At 46.9% G+C, this 13000-nt stretch carries 11 protein-coding genes; 4 read left to right on the forward strand and 7 right to left on the reverse strand.

What is annotated here, in order from left to right:
* Positions 1-81: 81 nt before the first annotated feature.
* The gene (gene pckA / locus GC178_14875; GenBank protein MBI1288849.1) at positions 82-1695 is read right to left on the reverse strand and encodes a phosphoenolpyruvate carboxykinase (ATP); all 1614 of its coding nucleotides are present in this window, start codon (positions 1693-1695) and stop codon (positions 82-84) included.
* A gap of 203 nt (positions 1696-1898) precedes the next feature.
* Here pckA and GC178_14880 point away from each other — a divergent pair, with 203 nt between their 5' ends.
* Positions 1899-3605: a peptidoglycan DD-metalloendopeptidase family protein gene (locus tag GC178_14880; GenBank protein MBI1288850.1), complete on the forward strand. Its 1707-nt coding sequence runs from the start codon at positions 1899-1901 to the stop codon at positions 3603-3605.
* A gap of 18 nt (positions 3606-3623) precedes the next feature.
* Here GC178_14880 and GC178_14885 read toward each other — a convergent pair whose 3' ends face one another.
* The 4 genes from GC178_14885 to fabG all read right to left on the reverse strand — a co-directional run bounded on the left by GC178_14885 (position 3624) and on the right by fabG (position 7120).
* Entirely contained in the window at positions 3624-3920 is a 297-nt protein-coding gene (locus GC178_14885) for a hypothetical protein (protein MBI1288851.1), read from the reverse strand.
* Entirely contained in the window at positions 3905-4144 is a 240-nt protein-coding gene (locus GC178_14890) for a hypothetical protein (protein MBI1288852.1), read from the reverse strand. The genes GC178_14885 and GC178_14890 overlap by 16 nt, the downstream gene beginning before the upstream one ends.
* A gap of 34 nt (positions 4145-4178) precedes the next feature.
* Complete coding sequence (locus GC178_14895) at positions 4179-6263, reverse strand: hypothetical protein (GenBank protein MBI1288853.1); 2085 nt, start codon at positions 6261-6263, stop codon at positions 4179-4181.
* Between the two features lie 119 nt (positions 6264-6382).
* Positions 6383-7120: a 3-oxoacyl-[acyl-carrier-protein] reductase gene (fabG, locus tag GC178_14900; protein MBI1288854.1), complete on the reverse strand. Its 738-nt coding sequence runs from the start codon at positions 7118-7120 to the stop codon at positions 6383-6385.
* A gap of 140 nt (positions 7121-7260) precedes the next feature.
* Here fabG and GC178_14905 point away from each other — a divergent pair, with 140 nt between their 5' ends.
* Together GC178_14905 and GC178_14910 are read left to right on the forward strand one after the other, a co-directional pair.
* The gene (locus GC178_14905) at positions 7261-8508 is read left to right on the forward strand and encodes a metallophosphoesterase (GenBank protein MBI1288855.1); all 1248 of its coding nucleotides are present in this window, start codon (positions 7261-7263) and stop codon (positions 8506-8508) included.
* A gap of 3 nt (positions 8509-8511) precedes the next feature.
* Entirely contained in the window at positions 8512-9459 is a 948-nt protein-coding gene (locus GC178_14910; protein ID MBI1288856.1) for a zinc-binding dehydrogenase, read from the forward strand.
* A gap of 550 nt (positions 9460-10009) precedes the next feature.
* Here the strand turns inward: GC178_14910 and GC178_14915 are convergent.
* On the reverse strand, positions 10010-10567 hold the full coding sequence (locus GC178_14915; protein ID MBI1288857.1) for a hypothetical protein: 558 nt from the start codon (positions 10565-10567) through the stop codon (positions 10010-10012).
* Between the two features lie 39 nt (positions 10568-10606).
* Complete coding sequence (sucD, locus tag GC178_14920; protein ID MBI1288858.1) at positions 10607-11488, reverse strand: succinate--CoA ligase subunit alpha; 882 nt, start codon at positions 11486-11488, stop codon at positions 10607-10609.
* A 147-nt stretch (positions 11489-11635) separates the two neighbouring features.
* Between sucD and mnmE the strand changes: the two genes are divergently transcribed.
* Positions 11636-12997: a tRNA uridine-5-carboxymethylaminomethyl(34) synthesis GTPase MnmE gene (mnmE, locus tag GC178_14925; GenBank protein MBI1288859.1), complete on the forward strand. Its 1362-nt coding sequence runs from the start codon at positions 11636-11638 to the stop codon at positions 12995-12997.
* The last annotated feature ends 3 nt before the right edge of the window (positions 12998-13000 follow it).

Below are 13000 nucleotides of genomic sequence, written 5' to 3' on the forward strand. Positions count from 1 at the left end.
AAAAGTACTGAATACCAGTTTTGGATAAAAGAAAACCCTTCCCGTTTCCGAGAAGGGTTTTCCGATCAATTCAATTTGTAATTAAGCGCTCTGCGAAATCTTTGGCGCAGCAGCCATGATCTCCGCATTGGCTGTGTCAGCGTACTGCTCAAAGTTCTTCACGAACGAAGCAGCCAATTTCTCAGCCTTCGCATCGTAAGCGGCCTTGTCAGCCCACGTTTCACGCGGATTCAATAGCTCGGTTGGCACATCTGGACAAGAAGTAGGCATTGCCAATCCGAAAATGCTGTCAGTCGTGTACTCAACGCTATCCAGCGTGCCGTTCATCGCAGCCGTGATCATCGCACGTGTGTACTTCAACTTGATGCGGCTTCCAACTCCGTAAGGACCGCCAGACCAGCCTGTGTTCAACAGCCAAACATTCACTTTATGCTCGTTCATCTTCTCACCCAAAAGCTCTGCGTAGCGTGTTGCAGGAAGCGGAAGGAACGCCTCACCGAAACCAGCAGAGAACGTCTGCTGTGGCTCAGTAACACCAACCTCAGTACCAGCAACCTTCGCGGTGTAGCCAGAAATGAAGTAGTACATCGCCTGTCCAGTGGTCAATTTCGAGATAGGAGGAAGGATGCCGAACGCATCAGCCGTAAGTAGGAAGATGTTCTTCGGGTTCTTTCCGTAAGATGGATTCATCACGTTATCGATGTGATGGATCGGGTACGCAGCACGCGTGTTCTCCGTTTTCTCAACGTTCTCGTAATCAACCGTTGAAGTTCCAGGATAGAAATTCGTGTTCTCAACCAACGCTCCAAACTTGATAGCATCGAAGATCTGTGGCTCTTTCTCACGCGTAAGGTCGATACACTTCGCGTAGCAACCGCCCTCAAAGTTGAAGATGGTGTCGCCATCCCAACCGTGCTCGTCATCACCGATCAATTTTCTCTCTGGATCGGCAGAAAGCGTGGTTTTTCCTGTTCCAGAAAGACCGAAGAAAATAGCCGTGTCGCCATCCTTGCCCACGTTGGCAGAGCAGTGCATCGAAAGCACGTTTCTCTCGTGCGGAAGCACAAAATTCAATACAGAGAAGATACCCTTCTTGATCTCGCCCGTGTAAGCCGTTCCACCAATAAGGATCATCTTCTTGGTGAAGTTCAATACCGCAAAATTGTGCTGGCGCGTACCGTCCTTCTCTGGGTCGGCATAAAATCCAGGTGCACAAAGAATCGTCCATTCAGGAGTAAAATTCTCCACTTCCTCCTTGGTCGGACGAAGGAAAAGGTTGTTCGCAAACAAGTTGCTCCACGGAAGCTCCGTAGCAACACGGATGTTCATTCTGTGCTTCTCACTCGCACAAGCGTATGCATCACGCACATACACCTCTTTGCCTTGGAAATAGGTGCACACCTTCTCATAAAGATGGTCGAAATTCTCAGGCGTAAACTTGATGTTGATGTTTCCCCACGCAACCGCGTTTTCGGTCTTTTCATCACAAACAATGAAACGGTCTTTCGGAGAGCGTCCCGTGAACTCGCCCGTATCAACAGCCAGCGCGCCCGTGTCGGTCAATGCGCCCATACCATTCAAAAGTGTCTCTTCTACAAGCTCCGCTGGGGTCAGATTCCAGTAAGCGGCAGCCACGTTTTTCAGGCCAAGGTCAGCAACAGTAGCTCCTTCTGCCTTCAATCCGTATTCATCCATGCGTTAGAATTTCGTTAGTGTAAAGAATGCGCAAAGGTAACCGTTCTCTTCTACCTGCCGCTCAGTTTTGTGTCTGACAACTGTCAGTTTTCCACATGTTTTGCCCAAGTTTAGATTTGATATTGAACTAGTATTGTTCTTCCCTTTTTAAAGAATAGGATCTGATTTTTCGCCTACGGCTAAATCCTTGTAATTTGCTGCAAATGCGAAATCCAATCCTCATCACGGTTTTATTGAGCATCGCACTTATGTCGAATGCCCAGCAATACGCCAATCCACTCGATGGCGAATTGATCCTTTCTGGAAACTTCGGTGAGGTACGAGGCAACCATTTCCATTCAGGGCTTGACCTGAAAACGGGTGGTACGGAAGGAAAATCGGTTTACAGTATTGCAGACGGCTACGTGGTTCGAATCGCGGTTTCTGGAGAAGGTTTTGGCAAAGCCATATACATCAATCACCCAGATGGCAAAACCTCCGTGTACGCTCACCTTCGGGATTTTGCTCCAGAAATTGCGGCTTATGTGAAAGAGCAACAATACGCCAAGCAATCTTTCGAGGTCGACCTGAATGTTGCTGCTTCCAAATTCCCTGTGAAACAAGGACAGGTGATTGCCAAAAGCGGCAACTCAGGAAGTTCAGGCGGGCCGCATCTGCATTTTGAAGTGCGAGAAACAGGTGCGCAGATTCCTGAGAACCCGTTGAACTATGGTTTTAAAGTGAAAGACCAACGCCACCCAGAGTTGAAAAAACTTTGGGTCTATTCGCATTCAGAACAAGGTCATGTTGATGGACTTCTTGACGAAAAAGACTTCCAACTTTCAGGTACCTCGGGTAATTACTCAACTGTTGATACCATTCGTGCGTTTGGACCAATCAGTTTCGGAGTTGCTGCGCAAGACCGTTTTTCGAGTTCTGAGAACGTTTGCGGGATTTATTCAATGACCGTGAAAGTGAACGGTGAAATCCTTCATCAGCAACAGATTGACAAGTTTCCTTTTGACAAGAAACGGATGGTGAATTGCCATGTGGATTACGAAAAGCGCGTGACCGAAAAGCAGAACGTTTATCGCACGTACATCGCACCAGAAAACTCACTCAAGCTTTATCCGAACGTCAGGAACAGAGGAATAACGAAAATCGAAAAAGGAAAAACGTATCGTGTTGAAGTTGAAGTGAAAGACCACGCTGGCAACATTTCCCAATTCAGCTTTGTGGTTTTGGGAGCTGAAAGAAAAGGCTCAGCAGTTTCAGCAACCGAACAGATTACCGACATTTTCTACCCGAATCGTGAGAATAGTTTTTCCAATCATTCATTACGTGTCAACATTCCCAATGGCTGTTTGTACGATACGCTGAAATTCAAATACGACCTGAAACCTGCTTGCGCCAATTGCATTTCACCTGTCCATTCCATTGGCAAACTCTCAGACACCCCTTTGGATAAGTACATGACCGTTTCCATCAAACTGGATAAGGTTTCGGAAACAGCGGCCGGCAAAGCCGTCATTGTTTCATTCGATAAGAACAACAGACCGATTGCGGAGGGCGGCTCATCCCAATGGAATTGGATCACCACCAAAACACGCAGCTTTGGTGATTATTCCGTGATGCTCGACAGCCTCGCTCCCATTCTCAAGCCCAAGAATTTCAATCCCGATAGCTATCGGGACCAAACCTCCACGGCTGGCATCGACACGCTCAAATTCCATTTGGAAGACGACCTTTCAGGCATCCGTTCCATCTCAGGAACGCTCAATGGCAACTGGGTTCTTTTAGAACACGACCCGAAAAATGACCTGCTCTTCTATGTCAAAGACGAGCGTTTCATCAGCGGTCAGAACACGATTAGAATTTCCGTGAAAGATAAGGTTGGGAACGTAAAGGAATTGAGCGTTACGGTTCGGTGAACGAATTCCCAAACGCCCTCAGTAACGCTTTCTTTTCGGATTCTGACGATTGTCGAATAGATTCAAGACAATCAAACGCTGGTTATCGAACCGATAAAACAAACGATTGTGTTTGGTCAATCTGAATCCGTAAATCCCTCTTTCCGAATTCTCAACTGTTCCTAATTCTGGGTTTCGAGACAGTAACTCCAAAACTGTTTCTGTCCTTAGAACGAAAGCACGAACGACATTCTCATTCCAATCCTCCTCCAGATACTCGATAATGACATCAAACTTCCTGGAGGCCCGCTTAGTCCAAACTACTTTTTTCGCCACTTCAGGTGCTTTTCCATCACCATATTATGATCGATGAGGTTCTCCTCATTCAAGCTATCCTCGTATGAAATTAGAAGTTCTTCTTTCTCCGAGTTGGAGAGGGAATTCCATAACTCACCTTCTCCCTTTTGGTTCAGAACACTGATCAACTGATAATACGATCTCAAGACAGCTTCGTCTCCTATCTCATCAATCAACTTATGGAAAGCCTCTCTCGTTTTCATGAGCTTGAAATTACCGAATTTGCCAATTATCAAATCAATACGCCCCCAGCCGCTTCCTTACAAACCACTCCAAACTCAACAACGCCAGAAGTAAGAAGAAAATCCACTTCAGGTGAATTGCTTCTTTGAACCAGGTCTGTTCGTACACCACGTTGCGGATGTCATCACGGTTTTTGATGGCTTCGGCCAGTTTGTCCAGTTCGCTAGGATAGAAAAGTTCTCCGCCTGAACCATTTGCCAACTTGTACATCAACGCATGGTCGGCCGTGGTGCGCGTGGTTTCCAATTTGAGAGCCGCCACCATGAACTGCCCTTTGCTTTCAAACACCTTTCCGCCATGGCTCACCTGCGCCACAAAGCGGTAATTGCCTTCCTTAAAACTTCCAGCGTTCAAACGGTAGGCATTGTCTGTACGATTGAACTGGTATTCGTATGATTTTCCCGCTTCGTCTGTAATGGTCAATTCCACTTCGGGTTCGTTGATTGGCTCGTAGGTTTCATTGTAGAGTTCTGCATTGAAAACCACCGCCTCATCTTCATGGTAACGGTTTTTCGTGTTCACGCGGAACAGACTTTTGTCGGTTTTGAGCGCAAGAAATTGAACCACTTTCGATAGCATTCGGTCGAATATTTCGTGCGAGCCGTTCTCCTCAAAATCACGGATGCGCCACCGCCAAATTCCGTCACCGACCAACACGCCCATTTTCCTTCCCGAAACATCATTGAATAGGAGCAGCGGATTTTCCGTATCCACATTTCCGATGCGCTGATTGAACAGCGTTTGAGCAGAACCACTGGACGAATATTCACCGAAAGGCGCGTTGAGAGGCGGAAAACGCTGCACCATTCTTCGCACATTCTCATCCAAAGTAAAGAGCGAAAACCCTTTGGCAAAAACAGGCAGCACCTCGTTCTTTGATTGGCGTGCTGCATTTATCTGCAGCCCGAAACCCATGTCGTTGAACCAACGCAGGTCGGTCTTGCCGCCCACAATGCAGAAAACAGGAACCGATGAAGCGCGGACCTTGTCCATTTCGGTACGTCCGCGACCACCAGTCATTGGCAATTGGTGTAAAATGATGAGGTCGTATTTCTCAGGCGTGAATTCCTTTTCGCCCAGCACAAAAGCATCCACTTCGTAATTGTCATTCTCGCTGATACTGCGTCTGATGGCGGCAATATCTGGATGCGGATTGGCCGCCAGAATCAGCACTTTTTGTCTTCCATCCAGCACCTCCACAAAGAAATCCTGTGAGTTATTGCTTCGCGAAAGTTCTCCGCTCAACTCGCTCACACTGGCCTTGATGCGGTTCAATCCAGGAACTTCGGCCTTCAGTTTTGCTGAAAGCACTTTTCGAAACGAATTGCTATTGATATTGACGCGCTGCTCCCACAGAATTCCGTTCTCGCCCGAAAGCTGAACGGTCACATCCTTTCCTTGAAATTTCTCTGCTTCAATGGTTATCTCCACAGGAAATTCATTGCCGAGATACGCATAGCGGTTGTGTTCCACTTTCTTCAGAATCACATCGCGTTTGATGCTGGTATCTCCCAATGCAATGGAATAGATGGGCGCGTTCAAGTGCAACGGACTGTAGATCGGGTCGCGGCCAAGGTTGTAAAGTCCATCTGAGGCAAGAACAACAGCACCGACATTCCGATTGGCGTAAACGTTATCGAGTTCCTCGAAAAGCTCCGACATGTCCGTTCGGCCATCCGAGAAATCAGCCGTTTCCATTTCTGTAACCGCATTACCGAAAACGTAGCTGCGGACTTCATAATCACTCGATAGCTGTTTTCGGAGTTCGTTCAGTTTCTCCTGATATTCTGTTCTGTAAAATGCGCTATCGCTGTTCAGCGGAATGGAAGATGAATTATCCTGCGCAATGACAACGATTGGTTTTTCAGTGCGCTTGGTGGTTGACTTGATAAGTGGGCCGATGAGCAACAACACGATCAGCGCGACCACAATCCCACGCACAGCAGCCAACGCCTGCCTCATCCATTTCGGGAATTCAGCCGTACGCTTTTCGCGGAAGTACATTCCGAACGCATATGCCACGCCCGCGACAATGGCGAACAGTACAAACCAAGTTGGATATTGAAAAACGATACTCAAGATTGAATTGAAATTTTATCGGCCACTGAAGCACAGAAGACACTGAATGCTTTCACAGAAAAAATATTCTGCTCTGAGAAATCTGTGAAAATCTGTGTTTCTGTGGCTAAAAACATGTCCTAGGTCAACATTCCTCCGCACACAGATATTGCCTGCCCCGTGACATAAGTACTCATATCGCTGGCCAGAAAAAGCGCGGCATTGGCCACATCTTCGGGCGTTCCACCACGTTTCAGCGGAATCTGTTGCCGCCATTCTTCCACCACTTTCTCATCCAATGCATCCGTCATTTCCGTTTCGATAAAACCAGGTGTAATAGCATTACAGCGAATATTTCTGGAACCTAACTCCTTGGCAATGCTCTTCGTGAAACCGATAATTCCAGCCTTGCTGGCGGCATAATTCGACTGCCCGGCATTTCCTTGAACACCAACGATCGAGCTGATGTTTATGATGCTTCCGCTTCGTTGCTTTAGCATGGTCCGTTGCACCGCCTTTGTCACATTGAAAACTGACTTCAAGTTGGTGTCCATCACGGCATTCCAATCTTCCTCTTTCATTCGCATCAGAAGATTGTCGCGGGTAATTCCAGCATTGTTCACAACCACATCCAACTGTCCGTATTTCTCCACGATCTGGTTCACCAACGCTTCGGTCTCGGTAAAATTGGATGCATCCGAACGAACCGCCCAAGCTTTAGCTCCAAGTTCACTTTCCAGTTGCTTGGCCTTCTCTTCCGAACTTACATAAGTGAAAACGACCGTAGCACCTTGCTCAGCAAATTTCTGGCAGATGCCTTTGCCGATGCCGCGCGTACCGCCCGTTACCAAAGCCACTTTGCCTTCCAACAATTTCATACGAGACTGATTTCGGCCAAAGATAGAGGAAAGCGGTTGGCAACATGGTTTGAGCTCATTATTCCAAACAATAAGAATTCTTAACTGTTTCTGACTTGCGGATGTCCGTTTTCAACATCGGTAAACCGTAAGTTTGCAACATGGTTGTCTATTACCTGATATTGTTCGGAACAATTACGCTGATCGCGTACTCATACCGTTCGGTACATATCGTCACACAAAAGATGTTGCCCAGATACAAGTGGCTTTTCAGAATTGTATTTCTGGTAACGGCCATTTTCATCTACGGTACCACCTCTTATTTTGCGGTGAACCGCGATGAATATCGCGATCAGCCTTGGATACGAAGCTACACGATCGTTGGAGCCATCACGCTAGCGGTAACGTTGCTCAGCATCAGCATTTTTCAACTTTTTTCCGATCTGATGCTACTGACCCGTTTCGGGGTTTTCCGAATGCGGGGAAAACACAAAGAGGGTGAAACGCTCAGTCGAAGAACCTTTATGAACAAAGTTGCTCTAGGTTTTGGAGGACTGATGCTCGGCTCGGTGCTTTGGGGAACCACCAAAGGCAAATTCGGGTGGCGGATCTTGGAGAACAAGTTGACGTTCGACAACCTTCCGAAAGCGTTCGATGGCCTGAAGATCGTTCAGATATCGGATCTTCACTTGGGAAGTTTTGAGAACAATTACGAACCGTTGGAAGAAGCGGTTCAGATGGTGAACGAACTCAATCCTGACTACATTTTCTTTACTGGTGATCTCGTGAACGAGCATCCCGAAGAAGCCGAAAACTGGATCAGCGTTTTCACCAAACTGAAAGCCAAAACGGGCAAGTACGCCATTCTCGGAAACCACGATTATGGTTGGGGTAGAGGCGGTAAACTGACCGAAGAAGTCAAGACCCAGAATTCGCTCGGAGTGAAGAAAATGATCGAGCGGATGGACTTCAAAATGCTGATGAACGAGCACGACATTTTGGAGAAAGATGGCGAGAAGATCGGACTTGTTGGAGTAGAGAATTGGGGCTATACACCGGAAGGTTGGTTCCCTACCCGTGGTGATTACAAAAAGTCGGTGGAGAATATGGAAGACGTTCCTTTCCGAATTCTATTAAGCCACGACCCAACGCATTGGGACCATCATATCCTTGCCAAAGAAAATGTTGACCTCACACTTTCTGGCCACACGCATGGCGGACAGTTCGGGATTTCGATTCCCGGGTTGGTGGAATTGAGCGCAGGTAAATTCTTTTACGAACGCTACGCAGGTCTCTACACAAAAGGCCGTCAGCATCTGTATGTTAATCGTGGCATGGGCTATCTCATTTTCCCTGGGCGTGTGGGCATGCCTCCTGAAATTACCTTGCACGAACTGAGAACTGCTTAAGACTTGAAAGCAGTCGTTTACAAAAATTACGGTTCGCCCGATGTACTCTCTTTGGAGGAAATCGAGATGCCGACACCGAATGAAAATGAAGTGTTGATCCGGGTTTATGCAGCAACTGCCAACCGAACGGACTGCGCCAACCTTACGGGAAGACCGTTCATCATGCGTCTCATGTTAGGCATGTCCAAACCCAGAAAACAGATTCTCGGAACCGATTTCGCTGGTGTGATCGAAGCTGTTGGAAGCAAGGTGAGCAAATTCAAGGTCGGTGACCGCATTTTCGGTTTCAACGATAACATACTTTCATCTTTTGCCAAGTACATGGTTCTTTCTGAGGACGAAGCCATTGCCAAAATTCCCGACAACACCGATTTTGAAGCAGCTGCCGCCAGCTTGGAAGGAGCGCACTACGCTTACAACTTTATCAATAAGGTAAACGTGGAAGGAAAAACGGTACTTGTTCATGGAGCAACCGGTGCCATCGGGTCTGCATGTGTTCAGCTGTGCAGATATTTCGGGGCAACAGTTACCGCCACCTGTGGAACAGGTCATGAAGAGCAAGTGAAAGACCTCGGAGCCGTACGGACCATCAATTGGCAGAAAACCGATTTCACCAAAGACAGAGAGCAGTTCGATTTTGTGTTTGATACGGTCGGAAAAAGCAGATACAGGCTTTGCAAGCGGCTGTTGAAACCGAACGGTGTTTACATCTCTTCCGAACTCGGCCCGAACTTGGAGAATATTCCGCTCTCCATCTTTAACAAGCACGTAAAATTCCCGCTGCCGCTGGACAGACCGAGGTCGGTGAATCTAATGGCAGAGCTTCTCCAAAAAGGTGAATTCAAACCGCTAATAGACCGAACTTATCCACTGGAAGAGATTGCCGATGCCTTTCGTTATGTGCTTTCTGGAAAGAAGATCGGCAACGTGACCATAGTTTTCAACCGCTGAATTTCGGATTCAGGAATTCACTAAAATTGGTGTGGTTTTAATCCATTAGCCATGTCAAAAGGACAAGACAAGAAAAAGGAGACGAAGAAAGCTCCAGCGAAATCGGCCAAAGAGAAACTGGCAGAAAAACGTGCAAACAAAGGCAAGACGAAGTACGATTAGTTTTGTCCTAAGTCAGGAAATGGGGTCACGTGATTCTTTGATCCATTTACTTTGTCTGGCAAAACATCATCAAACAATGATGGAATATTTCGTTTTCCTGTTGGGAATATTGATGGTATGCTTCCTTTCAGAATATACTAATTGCTACAATGCCGAATTATGTGTAAAGAATACTGGCAACGACACCATCTATTATTGTTGGGCAGCGAATTTACTTCAAAACACTCTCTTTCCAGACCAGATTACTTGTATCCTAGTCGGGCCAATCAAGAAGAACATCACCACGAAACAGTATACGTATGGCGACCTCTTTTCTGACCATAGCCACTATACTCGATATTAGTGGATGACTGCGAGGTCGTAAGCTTGATCGAATAGCTCTCGAAAATTAGAGATTGTCGGTGACACACTTCCGAGTTCCATCATTTTCCATACCCGTTTTCCACTTGGCACATTTCAATACAGCCAGACCTTTCTCATTACCAGCAAATGCCTTCTTGGCTTTCCCACTTGTGATTACAAATATTTCAGAGTTCATATCCACCGAAATATGGTATCTACTGAATTGATAATTATCTTGAGTATTTGGTCTATCGGCTCGTTCCCCAATATAATTCAGACTCTTTCCAATTCCATGCTGGTAGAAAACCAACTCTGGAGCAACTATGTCTACCCGGTAAGGTGTGTTGTGATCAACTCTGTAAAGTGCTGAATCAACCGTGAATCCCCAAAACCCATCCGTATTTGTTTTGACCTCTCTGCCTCCGTTCTTAGTTACCAAGACAAACTCTCGTAAAGACCAGAAAAAATTCCAAAACTCTCCAATCTCTTTCCCATCCCTCTTCTGATACGCCTCATAAGTCTTGTAAACTTTAACGACATGTTCTTGAGCAAAAAGCTGATAGGATGCACATAAAAGAACGCTCGACAAGATAATTAACCGCATCACTTTTCCATTTTTGATTTTCCAGCTTTCACTTATCTACTAAGCCGTAACTCCCATCGCTTTCGCCATGGTAACACCAATGTCCGCAGGCGAAGCAACCACGTGAATTCCGCACTCGGCCATGATCTTCATTTTGGCTTCTGCCGTATCTTCAGCTCCACCAACGATGGCACCTGCATGGCCCATTGTACGTCCTTTGGGAGCAGTCTGACCAGCGATAAAACCAACAACGGGTTTCTTGTTTCCAGTTGATTTGATGTAAGCAGAAGCTTCCGCCTCCAACGTTCCTCCGATCTCACCGATCATTACGATCGCATCCGTGTCATCATCATTCATGAACAACTCAACCGCCTCTTTGGTAGTAGTTCCAATAATCGGGTCACCACCGATTCCGATGGCAGTTGAAATTCCCATTCCAGCTTTCACAACTTGGTCAGCAGCTTCGTAGGTCAACGTTCCTGACTTCGAAACAATACCAATTCTCCCTTGCTTGAAAACAAATCCTGGCATGATGCCGACCTTTGCTCCTCCTGGCGTGATGATGCCTGGGCAGTTAGGTCCGATCAAACGTGTTTTTGTTCCCTTCAAATAATCAGCAGCTTTCACCATATCCGCAACCGGTGTTCCCTCGGTAATGGCAACCACCAACGCGATGCCTGCTTCAGCAGCTTCCATAATTGCATCTGCCGCAAATGGTGGCGGAACGAAAATGATGGAAACATTGGCTCCCGTTTCCTTCACAGCCTCAGCAACTGTGTTGAACACAGGACGGTCCAAGTGAGTTTGTCCTCCTTTGCCCGGAGTTACGCCACCGACCACGTTTGTTCCGTACTCGATCATCTGACCAGCATGAAACGTTCCCTCACTGCCCGTGAACCCCTGTACGATCACCTTCGAATTCTTATCTACTAATACACTCATCGTGTCTTTTCTTACGGATTTAACGCGGCCAAAAGTAGGTCATTGACAACGGATACCCAACATTAAGGGCTACTTTTGCGGCCGCAACTTTTCCACAGTAGAATTAAGCACAAATTGGCCACTCTCAACACGCTGGATGATACGATAATGGCCTTGGCCACCGCCTCTGGAGCGGGTGCAATTGCTGTTATCCGCATCAGCGGGAAAGATGCTTTTACGATTGCCGACAAGGTTTTTCGTCCCAAAGGGAAAAAGAAGGTGTCTGAAGCTGATTCGCATACCATTCTGTTCGGTGAGATTCTGGATGGCGATGAGGTTGTGGACGAAGTGCTCGTCAGCGTTTTCCGAAATCCGAAGTCATTCACAGGTGAGGATTCGGTGGAAATCTCGTGTCACGGTTCCACTTTTATTCAGAAACGAATTCTGAACCTTTTGAGTGCAAACGGTTGCCGCATGGCCAAGCCAGGCGAATATTCGATGCGCGCCTTCCTCAACCGAAAAATGGATCTTTCGCAAGCGGAAGCGGTTGCCGATCTAATTGCTTCTTCATCTGAAGCCGCGCACAAAGTAGCTATGCACCAGATGCGTGGCGGATTCAGTTCTGAGTTGAAAATCCTGCGGGAAGAATTGGTTCATTTCGCTTCGCTGATCGAGTTGGAACTGGACTTTGCGGAAGAAGATGTGGAATTCGTTGATCGCACCGAGATGAAGAATCTAATTTACCGTATCAATTCCAAAATTGACCAGCTCATTGGTTCGTTTGAATTGGGAAATGTCATCAAAGAAGGAATTCAAGTCGCCATTATCGGAGAACCGAACGCGGGAAAATCGACCTTGCTGAACGCACTTCTGAATGAGGAACGCGCCATCGTTTCTGACATTGCTGGCACTACGCGCGACACGGTGGAGGACGAAATGACGATTGAAGGAATCCGTTACCGTTTCATCGACACTGCTGGTATCCGAAAAACGGAGGACACGATTGAAAGTCTCGGCATTGAACGCACCATGCAAAAGGCCGAGCAGGCTGATGTTGTGCTGTTGCTTTTTGATGCTTCCACCTACGATTCTGAAAGATTGAAATCCGAAATCGGAAATCTGAAAACTCGGAAATCTGACATCGAGAAACACCTCATTCTTGTTGCCAACAAATCAGACAAGACTGTTGAGAATGTCGAAGAGAAATTCTCCGATTTTGACATCATCTCCATCTCAGCGAAAGAGAAAACGGGCATTGACGAACTGAAAAACCGACTGACGGAATGCGTCAATCTTTCACCACTCAAGGAAGACCAGACCATCGTCACGAACACGCGCCACATTGAAGCGCTTCGCAACGCCAAAAATTCATTGCTTGAAGTTGTGACAGGTTTTAACAATCAAGTTCCGGGAGACCTTGTGGCCATTGACATCCGTAAGGCGCTGTTTCATCTTGGAGAGATCACTGGAGAGATCACAACAGATGACCTTTTAGGGAACATTTTCAGCAAGTTCTGTATCGGGAAGTAAGCC

It is taken from the genome of Flavobacteriales bacterium (genome assembly GCA_016124845.1).
In the GTDB taxonomy this organism is placed as follows: Bacteria; Bacteroidota; Bacteroidia; order UBA10329; family UBA10329; genus UBA10329.

Bases quoted from the DNA above. Each gene is read 5' to 3' on its own strand.
- mnmE (MBI1288859.1), top strand. From the start codon at position 11,636: ATGGCCTTGGCCACCGCCTCTGGAGCGGGTGCAATTGCTGTTATCCGC.
- GC178_14890 (MBI1288852.1), bottom strand. From the start codon at position 4,144: ATGAAAACGAGAGAGGCTTTCCATAAGTTGATTGATGAGATAGGAGAC.
- GC178_14905 (MBI1288855.1), top strand. From the start codon at position 7,261: ATGGTTGTCTATTACCTGATATTGTTCGGAACAATTACGCTGATCGCG.
- fabG (MBI1288854.1), bottom strand. From the start codon at position 7,120: ATGAAATTGTTGGAAGGCAAAGTGGCTTTGGTAACGGGCGGTACGCGC.
- GC178_14880 (MBI1288850.1), top strand. From the start codon at position 1,899: ATGCGAAATCCAATCCTCATCACGGTTTTATTGAGCATCGCACTTATG.
- GC178_14915 (MBI1288857.1), bottom strand. From the start codon at position 10,567: ATGCGGTTAATTATCTTGTCGAGCGTTCTTTTATGTGCATCCTATCAG.
- pckA (MBI1288849.1), bottom strand. From the start codon at position 1,695: ATGGATGAATACGGATTGAAGGCAGAAGGAGCTACTGTTGCTGACCTT.
- sucD (MBI1288858.1), bottom strand. From the start codon at position 11,488: ATGAGTGTATTAGTAGATAAGAATTCGAAGGTGATCGTACAGGGGTTC.